This is a genomic window from Micromonospora sp. 067-2, assembly GCF_046549295.1.
Lineage (GTDB): Bacteria > Actinomycetota > Actinomycetes > Mycobacteriales > Micromonosporaceae > Micromonospora.
Window position 1 is genome coordinate 1 of record NZ_JAJPWB010000016.1, and the last position, 13,401, is coordinate 13,401.

Below are 13,401 nucleotides of genomic sequence, written 5' to 3' on the forward strand. Positions count from 1 at the left end.
ACCCGGATCAGAACACCGACCGCTCAGGCCGGCGCGGCGTCGGCGGCGAGGACGGCCAGGATCTGCTCGCCGTACTTGGCGAGCTTGTTCTCGCCGACCCCGCCGACCTGCGACAGCTCGGCCAGTGAGGCGGGCGCGTCGCTGGCGATCTGCCGCAGCGTGGCGTCGTGGAAGACCACGTACGCCGGGACGCCCTGCTCCTTGGCGGTGGCCGCCCGCCAGCCGCGCAACCGCTCGAAGACCGGCGCGGCGGCCGGGGCCAACTCGGCGACCACGGTGGCCGCGCCGCGTGGCTTCGCCGATCGGCTCGACGTCGGCCTCTCCGGCTCGCGGCGCATCGTGACGGTGCGTCGGCGGCCCAGCACGTCGGCGCTCGCCTCGGTCAGTGTCAGCGTGCCGTAGTCGCCCTGCACGGCGAGCAGCCCTTCGGCGAGCAGTTGCCGGACGACGCCGCGCCACTCGGCCTCACGCAGCTCGGTGCCGATGCCGAAGACGCTCAGCGCGTCGTGGCCGTACTGACTGATCTTGTCGGTCTGCTTGCCGAGCAGGATGTCGATGCAGTGCCCGGCGCCGAACCGCTGGTTGCGTTCGCGGTCGAGGCGGAAGACGGCGGAGAGCAGCTTCTGCGCGGCCACCGTGCCGTCCCAGGACTCCGGTGGGGTGAGGCAGGTGTCGCAGTTGCCGCACGCCGCCGTCGTCGTCTCGCCGAAGTATTCGAGCAGCTGGACCCGTCGGCAGCGCACCGTCTCGCAGAGCGCGAGCATGGCGTCCAGGTGTGCGGCGAGGTTGCGGCGGTGCGCGAGGTCACCCTCGGACGTCTCGATCATCTTGCGTTGCTGGACCACGTCCTGGAGCCCGTACGCCAGCCAGGCGGTGGACGGCAGCCCGTCCCGGCCGGCGCGGCCGGTCTCCTGGTAGTAGCCCTCCACCGACTTGGGCAGGTCGAGGTGGGCGACGAAGCGGACGTCGGGTTTGTCGATGCCCATGCCGAAGGCGATGGTGGCCACCATCACCAGGCCGTCCTCGCGCAGGAAGCGCTGCTGGTTGCGGGCGCGGGTCGCCGCGTCCAACCCGGCGTGGTAGGGCAGAGCGGCGACCCCGTTGGCGGTGAGGAACTCGGCCGTCTTGTCCACCGAGGCGCGGGACAGGCAGTAGACGATCCCGGCGTCGCCGGGGTGCTCGTCGCGCAGGAGCGCCAGCAGCTGCTTGCGTGGCTCGTGCTTGGGCACGATCCGGTACTGGATGTTGGGTCGGTCGAAGCTGGCCACGAAGTGTCGGGCGTCGTCGAGCTTGAGCCGGGTGGCGATCTCGGTGCGGGTGGCGCTGGTCGCGGTGGCGGTGAGCGCGATCCGGGGGACCTGCGGCCACCGCTCGTGCAGCATCGACAGCGCCAGGTAGTCGGGGCGGAAGTCGTGCCCCCACTGGGACACGCAGTGTGCCTCGTCGATCGCGAACAGGCCGATCGTGCCGCGGTCGAGCAGCTGCTGCGCCGCGCGTGTGCCGAGCGCCTCCGGGGCCAGGTAGAGCAGGTCCACCTCGCCGGCCAGGAAGGCCGCCTCGACCCGCCGCCGAGCGTCGAGCGTCTGGGTCGAGTTGAGGAAACCGGCTCGTACGCCGACCGCGGTGAGCGCGTCCACCTGGTCCTGCATGAGGGCGATCAGCGGGGACACGACGACGGCCACGCCGCTGCGGACCAGGGCCGGGATCTGGTAGCACAGGGACTTGCCGCCACCGGTCGGCATCAGCACCAGCGCGTCCCCGCCGGCGACCACGTGGTCGATCACCTCCTGCTGGAAGCCGCGGAAGGCGTCGTAGCCGAACACCCGGCGCAGCACCCGCAGCGCGTCCTCGCTACGCAGGTCGGTGGGGGAAGCCATCCGCGGAGTCTACGAGCTGACCCCGACAGCACCCGCCCGGCGCACCCGAGCGGGCGAGCCGGGCGGGTGGCGCGGTCAGCCGGGCTGGCTGGACCGGTTCGCCAGGCCGCGCGGCGGGGCTTTCATCCCCACCACGATGTCGACGATCTCGATGTAGCGGGCCTTGTTGCCCATCCGGAACGCGGTCGCCGCCGCGTTGATCTCCTCGAGGGTGTCGGCCTCGACCATGGTGACCTGGTCGTACCTGCCGTTCACCCCGGTGCACACGACGTGGGTGAGCTGCTTGGCGAAGCGGCCCAGGTCCCGGGCGTGCTCGGCGGAGACCTCGTGGATGCCCTCTCGGCCGAGGGCGAAGTATTCCGGGTTGATCCGCATGAACAGGAAGCCGATGTACTTGTTCTTGTCCGCCAGATCGTGCATCGCACCCTCCCAGATGTCGGCCTTGACCTGCGGCGATCACGAGGAGCGTATTGACAATGACAGATCGTCATCAAGAGTGGCGGCTGTCGGGAGGGCGACCCGGGGCCGTCGGTTGCCCGCGCGGGCGCGGCGGGTGCCGGACCTCGGCGGGGCGGCGGGATAGAGTCGCTGATTGACCAATCGCGGCCGAGGGCGGCCGCGGCGCCACGGCTTGGGGGTACGGGTGAGCGAGGCGCGCACAGCCGGCGACGGGTTCGACGTCGCGGCGACCATCGACGGGCAGCCGACTGCGGAGTCGGAGACCACACTCGTCGTGGTCACCGGTCTCTCCGGTGGTGGCCGCAGCACGGTTGCCCGGGCACTGGAGAATGTCGGCTACTACGTGGTGGACAACCTGCCGCAGGCGCTGATGCTCGACATGGCCGAGCTGGCGTTCAAGGCCGGCGGCGCGGCCCGACGTACCGCGATGGTGCTGGATGTGCGCTCGCGCGCCTTCTCCACCGACCTGGTCGGGGCGATCCGCGAGCTCAAGGAGCGTGGCTTCTCGCCCCGGGTGGTCTTCGTCGACGCCGATGACGAGGTGCTGATCCGGCGGTTCGAGAGCGTGCGGCGCTCGCACCCGTTGCAGGGCGACGGGCGGCTCGCCGACGGCATCGCCGTGGAGCGCGGGCTCCTCGAGGAGGCCCGTGACCAGGCCGACGTGATCATCGACACGAGCCACCTGAACGTCAACCAGCTGCGTCGGCGCATCGAGGAGCTGTTCGGCGGGGAGGACGCCCGCCGGCTGCGGGTCACCGTGTTGTCGTTCGGCTTCAAGTACGGCCTCCCGCCGGACGCCGACTTCGTGCTCGACGCCCGCTTCCTGCCCAATCCGTACTGGGTGCCGGAGTTGCGCGAGCACACCGGGCGGGAGGAGGCGGTCAGCGCGTACGTGCTGGGCCAGGAGGGCGCGGACGCCTTCGTCGCCTCGTACGCCGACCTGGTCAACGCCACCACCAGCGGTTTCGAGCGGGAGGGCAAGCGCTACCTGACGGTCGCCGTGGGCTGTACCGGCGGCAAGCACCGCAGCGTGGCGATCGCCGAGGAGCTGGCCGGCCGGTTGCGCCACTCCGGGTTGGCGGCCAACGCCCAGCACCGCGACCTGGGGCGCGAGTGACGTCCCGCCGGGTGGTGGCGTTCGGCGGCGGGCACGGCCTGTCCGCCTCGCTGCGTGCGCTGCGTCACTGCGCACCCGAACTCGACCTGGACATCACCGCGGTGGTCACGGTCGGCGACGACGGTGGCTCCAGTGGCCGGCTGCGCGCCGAGCGTGGCGGGCTGCCGCCGGGTGACCTGCGGCAGGCCCTGGTGGCGCTGGCCGGCGACCATCCGGCCACGCGACGCAGCGCCGGGCTGTTCCAGCACCGCTTCGCCGCCGCGACGGTAGGCGTACACCAGCTCGGTGAAGGTGGTCCTGGCCCGGCGGCGATCGACGGCACCGGCGGCCCGGGCGGGGGTGGCGCGGCCAGCGTGGACGGGCTGGCCGGGCACGCGGTGGGCAACCTGGTGATCTGCGGCCTGATGGAGCTGCTCGGCGACCCGGTGGCCGCGCTGGAGCACGCCGGCGCGATGTTGGGCACGGTCGGCCGTGTGCTGCCGATGTCCCGCCAGCCGGTGGGCATCGAGGCTCGGGTACGCGGTGTCGACCCGGCCGCGCCCGACGAGGTGCGTACCGTGCGCGGTCAGCACCAGGTGGCGGTCACGACGGGGCGGGTGGAGTCGCTGCGACTGACCCCGGCCGCCCCGGCGGCCTGCGCCGAGGCCCTCGCGGCAATCGGGGCGGCGGACTGGTTGATCTTCGGGCCGGGCAGTTGGTACACCAGCGTGCTGCCGCACCTGCTGGTGCCGCAGCTGGCCGACGCGATCGTGTCCAGCCCGGCCCGCCGACTGGTCACCCTGAACCTCGCCGCGGAGAAGGAGACTCTGGGGTTGTCCGTCGCCGACCACCTCGCGGCGCTGCGCTGGCACCTGCCCGAGCTCAAGGTGGATCTCGTGCTGGCCGATGCCCTGGCGGTCGGTGACCCCGAACCGGTCGAACGTGCGGCAGAATCGCTGGGTGCCCGCCTGGTCCTCGCCCCCGTCGCCGTTGTCGACGGGACTCCCCGCCATGATCCAGCCGCGCTGGGCGCCGCACTGGTGCCTGTCCTGGGTGCCGATCGTTAGACACGTACGTAATCTCCGGCGACACGCCGGAACCGGTCCGTGAGGGGACGCACAATGGCGATGACGGCTGCGGTCAAGGACGAGCTGAGTCGGGTCGACGTGCCCAAGCCCTGCTGTCGGCGGGCGGAGATGGCCGCGCTGCTGCGTTTTGCGGGCGGCCTGCACATCGTCTCCGGCCGCGTGGTGGTGGAGGCGGAGTTGGACACCGGGGCGGTGGCCCGCCGGCTGCGCCGGGAGGTGGCCGAGGTCTACGGTTACCCCAGCGAGATCCACGTGCTGGCCTCCGGCGGTCTGCGCAAGGGCAGCCACTTCATCGTCCGGGTGGTCAAGGACGGCGAGGCCCTGGCCCGGCAGACCGGATTGCTGGATGTGCGCGGCCGGCCGGTACGGGGGCTGCCCCCGCACGTGGTGGCCGCGAACGTCTGCTGCGCGGTCTCGGCCTGGCGGGGCGCGTTCATGGCGCACGGCTCGCTCACCGAGCCCGGCCGGTCCAGCGCCCTGGAGATCACCTGCCCGGGGCCGGAATCGGCGCTGGCGCTGGTCGGCGCGGCCCGCCGGATCGGCATCACGGCCAAGAACCGCGAGGTACGCGGGGTGGACCGGGTGGTGGTCAAGGACGGCGACGCGATCGCCGCGCTGCTCACCCGGATCGGGGCGCACTCCAGCGTGCTCGCCTGGGAGGAGCGCCGGGTACGCCGGGAGGTGCGGGCCACCGCCAACCGGCTGGCCAACTTCGACGACGCCAACCTGCGCCGCTCGGCGCGCGCCGCGGTGGCCGCCGCCGCCCGGGTGACCCGGGCGTTGGAGATCCTCGCCGAGGAGGCGCCCAACCACCTCACCGACGCCGGTCGGCTGCGCCTGGAGCACCGGCAGGCGTCGCTGGAGGAGTTGGGCGCGCTGGCGGAGCCGCCGCTGACCAAGGACGCCATCGCCGGGCGGATCCGTCGGTTGCTGGCGCTGGCCGACAAGCGGGCCCGGGACCTGGGCATCCCGGATACCGAAGCAGCCGTCACGCCCGACATGCTCGTGGTCTGATAGGACAGCGGGGCCGCACGGTGCACACGGGCGAACGACCCGGCGCAGCGTGGCCTCGCGCGCTCGGATAGGGTCGCTGCGTACGGCAAGGGGGCCGGCACAGGCACTCCTCGTCGTGCCACCGCCTCTTCGGCGGTCAGGTTCTCAGACCGCGGCGGGGTGGCCGAGATGAACCGTTCACGGCCGGCTCCAACGGTCGGCGCACACCACGTCGCCGGCCCGTTGTCTGACGCCGGCAGACCAAACGCGAGGAGATGGGACCTGTGACCATCCGGGTTGGCATCAACGGCTTCGGCCGGATCGGCCGTAACTTCTTCCGGGCAGTGCTGGCGTCCGACGCCGACATCGAGGTCGTGGCGGTGAACGACCTCACCGACAACGCCACGCTCGCCCACCTGCTCAAGTACGACAGCATCCTGGGTCGCCTGCCGTACGAGGTGAAGGCCACCGCCGACGAGATCACCGTCGGTGGCAAGACCATCAAGGCGTACGCCGAGAAGAACCCGGCGTCGCTGCCGTGGGGCGAGGTCGGCGCGGACGTCGTCATCGAGTCGACCGGCTTCTTCACCGACGCCACCAAGGCCAAGGCCCACGTCGACGGCGGGGCCAAGAAGGTCATCATCTCCGCTCCGGCGAAGAACGAGGACGTCACCGTCGTCATGGGTGTCAACCACGACACCTACGACCCGGCCAAGCACACCATCATCTCCAACGCCTCGTGCACCACCAACTGCCTCGCGCCGATGGCGAAGGTCCTGCACGACACGTTCGGCATCCAGCACGGTCTGATGACGACGATCCACGCGTACACCCAGGACCAGAACCTGCAGGACGCGCCGCACTCGGATCTGCGTCGGGCCCGCGCCGCCGCGCTGAACATCGTGCCGACCTCCACCGGCGCCGCGAAGGCGATCGGTCTGGTGCTGCCGGAGCTCAAGGGCAAGCTCGACGGGTACGCCCTGCGGGTGCCGATCCCGACCGGCTCGGTCACCGACCTCACCGTCAACGTGGGCCGCGAGACCACCGTGGACGAGGTCAACGCCGCGCTGAAGGCCGCCGCGGACGGCCCGCTCAAGGGCATCCTGGTCTACAACGAGGACCCGATCGTCTCCACCGACATCGTCACCGACCCGGCGTCGTGCATCTTCGACGCGCCGCTGACCAAGGTGGTCGGCAACCAGGTCAAGGTCGTCGGTTGGTACGACAACGAGTGGGGCTACTCCAACCGGCTCGTCGACCTGGTCAAGCTGGTGGGTTCGTCGCTGTGAGCGCGAGGAGTGAGCTTGCGAGCGCCGCAGTCGCGAACGGAAGGCTAGCTCTGTGAGTGCCGTCCGGTCCCTCGACGACCTGCTCGCCGAGGGGGTGTCGGGTCGGCGTGTGCTGGTGCGCGCCGACCTGAACGTCCCGCTCGACAAGCAGACCGGTGACATCACTGACGATGGCCGGATCCGCGCGGTGCTGCCGACCCTCGGCGCGCTGGTCGAGGCGGGCGCGAAGGTGGTCGTCTGCTCGCACCTGGGCCGTCCGAAGGGCGTGCCCGACCCGCAGTTCAGCCTCCGCCCGGTCGCCGGGCGGCTCGGTGAGCTGCTCGGTGCGCCGGTGCACTTCGCCACCGACACCGTCGGTGACTCCGCCCGGTCCACCGTCGCCGACCTGGCCGACGGTCAGGTCGCCCTTCTGGAGAACCTGCGCTTCAACGCCGGTGAGACCAGCAAGGACGACGCCGAGCGGGGCGCCTTCGCCGATCAGCTCGCCGCGTTCGGCGACGCCTACGTGGATGACGCGTTCGGCGCCGTGCACCGCAGGCACGCCAGCGTCCACGACGTGCCGGCCCGGCTGCCGCACGTGGCGGGCCGGCTGGTGCTGCGCGAGGTCGAGGTCCTCTCCAAGCTCACCGGCGACCCCGAGCGGCCGTACGTGGTGGTGCTCGGCGGCTCCAAGGTCTCCGACAAGCTGGCGGTGATCGAGGCCCTGCTGCCCACGGTCGACCGACTGCTCATCGGTGGCGGCATGTGCTTCACCTTCCTCAAGGCCCAGGGCCTGGAGGTGGGCACCTCGCTGCTGGAGAAGGACATGGTCGAGACCTGCGGCAGCCTGCTGGAGCGGTCCGGGGGCAAGATCATGCTCCCGGTCGACGTGGTGGCGGCGGACGCGTTCGCCCCGGACGCCACGCACGACACGGTCCGCGTCGACGGCATCCCGAGCCACCGGCTCGGGTTGGACATCGGCCCGGAGACGGTGGCCGGTTTCGCCGCCGTGCTGTCCCAGGCCAGGACGATCTTCTGGAACGGCCCGATGGGCGTGTTCGAGATGCCGGCGTTCGCGGCCGGCACCCGGGGCGTCGCCGAGGCGATCACCAAGGCCGACGCGTTCACCGTCGTGGGTGGCGGCGACTCCGCCGCCGCGGTCCGTGCCCTGGGGTTGGACGAGTCGTCCTTCGGGCACATCTCCACGGGCGGCGGCGCCTCCCTGGAATACCTCGAGGGCAAGTCCCTCCCCGGCATCGCGGCCCTGGAGAACTGAATGGCGAGCACCACCCGCCGGCCCCTGATGGCCGGCAACTGGAAGATGAACCTCAACCACCTCGAGGCCAACCTGCTCGTGCAGAAGCTGGCCGCGAGCCTCACCGAGAAGCAGCTCACCGACGTGGAGACGGTCGTGTTGCCGCCCTTCACCGACCTGCGCACGGTGCAGACGGCGGTGGACGGGGACAAGCTGCTGATCGGCTACGGCGGGCAGGACCTCTCCCCGCACGCGTCGGGCGCGTACACCGGGGACATCTCCGGTGCGCTGCTGGCAAAGCTCGGCTGCACGTACGTCGTGGTCGGGCACTCCGAGCGGCGCGCGTACCACCACGAGGACGACACGGTGGTCAACGCCAAGGTGAAGGCGGCGCTGACGCACGGCCTGACCCCGATCCTCTGCGTGGGGGAGGGGCTGGACGTACGCGAGCAGGGCACCCACGTGGCGCACTGCTCCGACCAGCTCGACGGGGGCCTCGCCGGGCTCACCGCCGAGCAGGTCCGCCAGGTCGTGATCGCGTACGAACCGGTCTGGGCGATCGGCACCGGCAAGACCGCGACGCCGGAGGACGCCCAGGAGGTCTGCGGTGCGGTCCGCCAGCGACTGGCGAAGCGCTTCGACCAGGACACCGCCGACCAGGTCCGGGTCCTCTACGGGGGCTCGGTCAAGGCGTCCAACATCGCCTCGATCATGGCCAAGCAGGACGTCGACGGGGGCCTCGTGGGCGGCGCCAGCCTGGACGCGGAGGAATTCGCGCAGATCTGCCGGTTCCCGGAGCACATCGCCCGCTGATCGCTCGGTATCCTTGACCCCGCCCGTCCGCCGGTCGGTGCCGCCGTGCCCGATCTGACCGGGCGAGGATCGCTACGAGAGGACTGACCCCAGCCATGCCGATCTGGTTCGCATACACGTTGATCGTGTTGCTGATCATCACGAGCGTCCTGCTCACCCTGCTCATCCTGCTGCACCGCGGCAAGGGTGGCGGTCTGTCGAGCATGTTCGGCGGTGGCGTCAGCTCCAGCCTCGCCGGCTCGTCGGTGGCGGAGAAGAACCTGGACCGTTACACCGTTCTGGTGGGCATCGTCTGGTTCGCGGCCATCGTCGGGCTGGGGCTCTGGCTCCGCCTGCAGATGAACAGCGGCGCCTGAGCACGCCCGTCAAGTCGTACAATCTGCGCGCGGTCCGTTACGACGGGCCGCGCGCAGGCTTTTCTCCGCTGCACCGCGTCGCCCGCCGCCGCATCCCCTCCGGCGGCGGGTCCCTCCGACGACAGGAGCGAGCAGCCGTGCCGAGTGGCAACGTCATCCGCGGCGCCCGGGTCGGGTCGGCACCCGTCCGCCCGGACGAGCGGCACCTTCCCGCCCCCCGACAGGACGTCACCTACTGGTGCCGCAACGACCATCGGACCAGCATCCGGATCGCCGCGGACGCCGCCGTGCCGCCGCTCTGGGACTGCCCCCGCTGTGGCCTCCCGGCCGGCCAGGACGCCCAGAACCCGCCGGGTCGGACCCGCGCCGAGCCCTACAAGAGCCACCTGGCGTACGTGAAGGAGCGGCGCACCGCCGAGGAGGGTGAGGCGCTGCTGGCCGAGGCGCTGGCCGCGCTGCGCCGCCGCCGCGGCGAGAGCTGACAAGGCCCCCTGTCGTCGCCCGAGCGACATCAGGGGGCCCTACCGACCGGTCAGCGCAGGCTGCGAAAGCGGGCGGGGACGTCGGCGGCCGCCGCCCGGTCCAGGAGCCAGCGGGTACGGTCCACGCCGTGCACCCCGGCGGCCGGTAGCTGCATCGCCCCGGCACCGGCCAGCGCCATGCCCACGGCCCGGGCCTTGTCCGCTCCGCCGGCCACCAGCCAGACCTCCTCGGCGGTGTTGATCGCCGACAGGGTGAGCGTGGTCCGCACCGACGGCGGCTTGGGGCTACCCCGCACCGCGCTGCACGGCCGGCTGTCGTAGTGCACCGGGTGTTCCGGGAAGACCGAGGCGACATGCCCGTCCTCGCCGACGCCCAGCATCAGCACGTCGAAGTGCGGCAGCGCGGCGTGCCCCGGCCGGGCGGCGCGCGCCAACTCCTCGGCGTACCCGGCGGCGGCGGCCTCGGGGTCGTAGCCGGCCGGGCCGTCGGAGGCCGGCATCGGATGCACCCGGGCCGGGTCCAGCGGCACCAGGTCCAGCAGGGCGGCGCGGGCCTGGGTCTCGTTGCGCTCCGGGTCGCCGGCGGGCAGGAACCGCTCGTCGCCCCACCACACGTCGACCCGCGACCAGTCCACCGCGTCCCGAGCCGGCAGCTGGGCCACCGCCCGGTAGACGGCCGCGGCGATCCGGCCGCCGGTGAGCACCACCGAGGCCTCACCCCGGTCGGCCTGGGCGTCGAGCAGCTTCACCAGCAGCCGGGCCGCCACGGCCTGCGCGAGCAGGTCGGCGTCGGCGTGCACGGCGACAGTCGCCTCACTCATCGGTTGTTCCTTCGTTTCCCGACCGCGGGGCGGTCGCTGTCGCGTCGTGCCCGGGCTGGGTGCGCCCGGACGTGGCGGGGCGGGGGCCCCGGGGGTCCGAGGCAGGGCCCGGGACAAGCCCGGCCCCGCCCCGACGTGGTACGGACGTCGCCGGTCAGCTCTCGCCGCTGGTGCCGGAGTGCGCGGTGACCCCGGCCTCTGCGCGTCGTGCGGTGGCCGGATCCTTCCAGACGTGCACCCGCTGCGGGGAACGCTGCTCCAGCCCGCGCAGCCCGACGGTGGCGCCCAGGGCCTCCGCGTACACCTGGTCGGCGTCGAGCCGGCGCAGCTCCTCGGCCAGTTCGTCACCGAGCGGCCGGCGGACCAGGGGCAGGATGCGGTCGTCCTGGCCGGTCCGCCGGAACACCGCCATGCTGTCCTCGCGGGTCAGCGTCAACTGGTCGCCGTTGGCGCAGTTCAGCTGCACCTCACGCATCCGTGGGTACTCGTCGGTGTCCACCCGGCGGGGCGTGATGCCGAGCCGGCTGCCCAGCCAACCCACCATCAGTGCCGCCGTCGGGTCGCTGGTCGGGGCGACCACGGTCGCCTCGGAGATCTGCTCCTCGGTGGTGTCGAACGCCCCGGCGACCAGGGTCCGCCACGGGGTGATCCGGGTCCACGCCAGGTCGGTGTCACCCGGGGCGTAGTCCCGTGCCCGCTGCCGCAGCGCCTCCACCGGATCGGTGGCCTGCGCCGTGTCGGTGATCCGTCGGTCGGCGACCACGCCGAGGAAGTCGGTGGCGATCTCCGCCGGAGGCTCGCCGTGCCACCAGGTGACCACCGGCACGTCCGGAACCAGCAGCGGCATCACCACCGACTCGGCGTGCAGGGCCAGTCGCCCGTACATCCGGGTGACCACCGCCTCACACGGCCCGAGCCGGCCACCGACCACGATCTCCGCGTCCAGGCGGTTGCGGTCCCGCTCGATCTCCGAGCGCACCACCACCACCAGCCGGCACGGGTGGGCAGCGGCGGCGATGGTCGCCGCCGCCTCCGCCTCGCGGACCCGCTTCTCGTCCACCACCACGATGAGGGTGAGCGCCATGCCGCTGGCCACCCCGCCGGCGCTTCGCCGCTCGGCGGCCAGCGCCTTGACCACCTCACTTCCGGTGGTGTCCCACAGCCCGATCACTGGAGCCTCCTGGTTCGCTCGCTGCGCTCGCTCACGCCACCGCTTCGCGGCGGCGCGAGCGCCCCGCTGCTGTGCCTGCTGGTTCGCTCGCTGCGCTCGCTCACGCCACCGCTTCGCGGCGGCGCGAGCGCCCCGCTGCTGTGCCTGCTGGTTCGCTCGCTGCGCTCGCTCACGCCCGCCGCCACGCGCGGCCCTCGCGGGCCAGCATCTCGTCGGCCGCCCGCGGCCCCCACTCCCCGCCGCGGTACGGCTCGGGTCGGGTGCCCACCCAGGCGTGCTCCAGTGGGTCGATCGCCTGCCAGCTCTGCTCCACCTCGGCCGCGTCCGGGAACAGGGTGCGGTCACCGATCAACACGTCCAGCACCAGCCGCTCGTACGCCTCCGGGCTGGACTCGGTGAACGCCTCGCCGTACTGGAAGTCCATCGCGATGTCGCGGACCTCCATGGTGGTGCCCGGCACCTTCGAGCCGAACTTGAGCACCACGCCCTCGTCCGGCTGCACCCGGATGACCAACTGGTTGTTGCCCAGCGACTCCATGTCGGCGTCGTTGAACGGCAGGTGCGGCGCCTTCTTGAACATGATGGCCACCTCGGTGACCCGGCGGGGGAGGCGCTTACCGGCCCGGATGTAGAACGGCACCCCGGCCCAGCGGCGGTTCTGGACGCCCAGCCGCACCGCCACGTACGTCTCGGTGGTGGAGTCGGCGGGAACGCCCTGCTCGTCCAGGTAGCCGACCGCGCGCTCGCCGCCCACCCAGCCGGGCAGGTACTGGCCGCGTACGGTGTCCCGGGCCACGTCCTTGGGCAGGGTGATGGCCTTGAGCACCTTCAGCTTCTCAGCCCGGATCTCGTCGGCGTCGAAGCTGGTCGGCTCCTCCATGGCCACCAGGGCGAGGAGCTGGAGCAGGTGGTTCTGCAGCACGTCGCGGGCCGTGCCGACGGTGTCGTAGAAGCCGGCCCGGCTGCCGATGCCGACGTCCTCGGCCATGGTGATCTGCACCGAGTCGACGTACTTGGAGTTCCACAGGGGTTCGAACAGGTTGTTGGCGAACCGCAGGGCGAGGATGTTCTGGACCGTCTCCTTGCCCAGGTAGTGGTCGATCCGGAAGACGTCCTTGCGGGTGAAGACGTCGTCGACGAGGTCGTTGAGCGCCTTCGCCGAGGGCAGGTCGTTGCCGAACGGCTTCTCCACCACCACTCGGCGCCAGCCGCCGGACTTCTCGTTGTCGGCCATCCCGGTGCGCGCGAGCTGCTTGAGCACGACGGGGAACGCGGCCGGGGGGATGGAGAAGTAGAACGCGGCGTTGCCGGCGATGCCGTGGGTCTGCCGCAGCTCGTCCAGCGTCGTGGCGAGCTGGTCGAACGCGGCGTCGTCGTCGAACGACCCGCCGACGAACTTGATGTTGCCCTCCAGTCGCGCCCAGACCTCGTCCCGCCACGGGGTACGGGCGTGCTTGCGGGCCGCCTCGCAGGCCAGCGTCTCGAAGTCGCCGTCACCCCAGTCGCGGCGGGCGAAACCGAGCACCACGAAACCGGGTGGCAGCAGCCCCCGGTTGGCCAGGTCGTAGACCGCGGGGAGCAGCTTCTTGCGGGCCAGGTCGCCGGTCACCCCGAAGATCACCAGAGCGCACGGCTCGGGGATCCGCGGCAACCGGCGGTCCTGCGGGTCGCGCAGGGGGTTCACGCCGGTTCCTCGCTCCGCTTGTGTCACGTCGTCCATCC

Annotated in this window: 13 protein-coding genes; 8 read left to right on the forward strand and 5 right to left on the reverse strand. The window is 72.0% G+C overall.

Annotation, left to right across the window (positions count from 1 at the left end; all coding sequences use genetic code 11):
• Window positions 1-23 precede the first annotated feature (23 nt).
• On the reverse strand, window positions 24-1,877 hold the full coding sequence (gene recQ / locus ACLJN9_RS30180; RefSeq protein ID WP_410815081.1) for a DNA helicase RecQ: 1,854 nt from the start codon (window positions 1,875-1,877) through the stop codon (window positions 24-26).
• Window positions 1,878-1,952: 75 nt separating this feature from the next.
• On the reverse strand, window positions 1,953-2,297 hold the full coding sequence (locus tag ACLJN9_RS30185; protein ID WP_410815083.1) for a hypothetical protein: 345 nt from the start codon (window positions 2,295-2,297) through the stop codon (window positions 1,953-1,955).
• A gap of 271 nt (window positions 2,298-2,568) precedes the next feature.
• Here ACLJN9_RS30185 and rapZ point away from each other — a divergent pair, with 271 nt between their 5' ends.
• From rapZ to ACLJN9_RS30225, 8 genes are all read left to right on the forward strand, one after another.
• Window positions 2,569-3,453, forward strand: coding sequence for an RNase adapter RapZ (rapZ, locus tag ACLJN9_RS30190; RefSeq protein ID WP_410815139.1), 885 nt, complete (start codon window positions 2,569-2,571; stop codon window positions 3,451-3,453).
• Complete coding sequence (locus ACLJN9_RS30195) at window positions 3,450-4,499, forward strand: gluconeogenesis factor YvcK family protein (protein ID WP_410815084.1); 1,050 nt, start codon at window positions 3,450-3,452, stop codon at window positions 4,497-4,499. The genes rapZ and ACLJN9_RS30195 overlap by 4 nt, the downstream gene beginning before the upstream one ends.
• Window positions 4,500-4,553: 54 nt before the next feature.
• Window positions 4,554-5,534 carry a DNA-binding protein WhiA gene (gene whiA, locus ACLJN9_RS30200; RefSeq protein WP_387204572.1) on the forward strand — a complete coding sequence of 327 codons (981 nt, stop codon included), beginning with the start codon at window positions 4,554-4,556 and terminating at the stop codon, window positions 5,532-5,534.
• 263 nt (window positions 5,535-5,797) lie between these two features.
• The gene (gap, locus tag ACLJN9_RS30205) at window positions 5,798-6,802 is read left to right on the forward strand and encodes a type I glyceraldehyde-3-phosphate dehydrogenase (protein ID WP_410815086.1); all 1,005 of its coding nucleotides are present in this window, start codon (window positions 5,798-5,800) and stop codon (window positions 6,800-6,802) included.
• 52 nt (window positions 6,803-6,854) lie between these two features.
• Window positions 6,855-8,057 carry a phosphoglycerate kinase gene (locus ACLJN9_RS30210; protein WP_410815087.1) on the forward strand — a complete coding sequence of 401 codons (1,203 nt, stop codon included), beginning with the start codon at window positions 6,855-6,857 and terminating at the stop codon, window positions 8,055-8,057.
• Window positions 8,058-8,849, forward strand: coding sequence for a triose-phosphate isomerase (gene tpiA, locus ACLJN9_RS30215; protein ID WP_410815088.1), 792 nt, complete (start codon window positions 8,058-8,060; stop codon window positions 8,847-8,849). It begins immediately after the preceding gene.
• Window positions 8,850-8,944: 95 nt separating this feature from the next.
• Window positions 8,945-9,205, forward strand: coding sequence for a preprotein translocase subunit SecG (secG, locus tag ACLJN9_RS30220; protein WP_410815090.1), 261 nt, complete (start codon window positions 8,945-8,947; stop codon window positions 9,203-9,205).
• Between the two features lie 137 nt (window positions 9,206-9,342).
• Window positions 9,343-9,687, forward strand: a complete 345-nt coding sequence (locus ACLJN9_RS30225; RefSeq protein WP_410815091.1) for an RNA polymerase-binding protein RbpA — start codon at window positions 9,343-9,345, stop codon at window positions 9,685-9,687.
• 50 nt (window positions 9,688-9,737) lie between these two features.
• Here the strand turns inward: ACLJN9_RS30225 and pgl are convergent, their stop codons facing one another.
• The 3 genes from pgl to zwf form a co-directional block, all read right to left on the reverse strand.
• Window positions 9,738-10,508, reverse strand: coding sequence for a 6-phosphogluconolactonase (gene pgl, locus ACLJN9_RS30230; RefSeq protein WP_410815092.1), 771 nt, complete (start codon window positions 10,506-10,508; stop codon window positions 9,738-9,740).
• A 154-nt stretch (window positions 10,509-10,662) separates the two neighbouring features.
• Window positions 10,663-11,679: a glucose-6-phosphate dehydrogenase assembly protein OpcA gene (locus tag ACLJN9_RS30235; protein WP_410815093.1), complete on the reverse strand. Its 1,017-nt coding sequence runs from the start codon at window positions 11,677-11,679 to the stop codon at window positions 10,663-10,665.
• Window positions 11,680-11,848: 169 nt separating this feature from the next.
• Entirely contained in the window at window positions 11,849-13,399 is a 1,551-nt protein-coding gene (gene zwf / locus ACLJN9_RS30240; protein WP_410815094.1) for a glucose-6-phosphate dehydrogenase, read from the reverse strand.
• Window positions 13,400-13,401: the final 2 nt, after the last annotated feature.

Bases quoted from the DNA above. Each gene is read 5' to 3' on its own strand.
- ACLJN9_RS30185 (WP_410815083.1), bottom strand. From the start codon at position 2,297: ATGCACGATCTGGCGGACAAGAACAAGTACATCGGCTTCCTGTTCATG.
- tpiA (WP_410815088.1), top strand. From the start codon at position 8,058: ATGGCGAGCACCACCCGCCGGCCCCTGATGGCCGGCAACTGGAAGATG.
- secG (WP_410815090.1), top strand. From the start codon at position 8,945: ATGCCGATCTGGTTCGCATACACGTTGATCGTGTTGCTGATCATCACG.
- recQ (WP_410815081.1), bottom strand. From the start codon at position 1,877: ATGGCTTCCCCCACCGACCTGCGTAGCGAGGACGCGCTGCGGGTGCTG.
- whiA (WP_387204572.1), top strand. From the start codon at position 4,554: ATGGCGATGACGGCTGCGGTCAAGGACGAGCTGAGTCGGGTCGACGTG.
- zwf (WP_410815094.1), bottom strand. From the start codon at position 13,399: ATGGACGACGTGACACAAGCGGAGCGAGGAACCGGCGTGAACCCCCTG.
- pgl (WP_410815092.1), bottom strand. From the start codon at position 10,508: ATGAGTGAGGCGACTGTCGCCGTGCACGCCGACGCCGACCTGCTCGCG.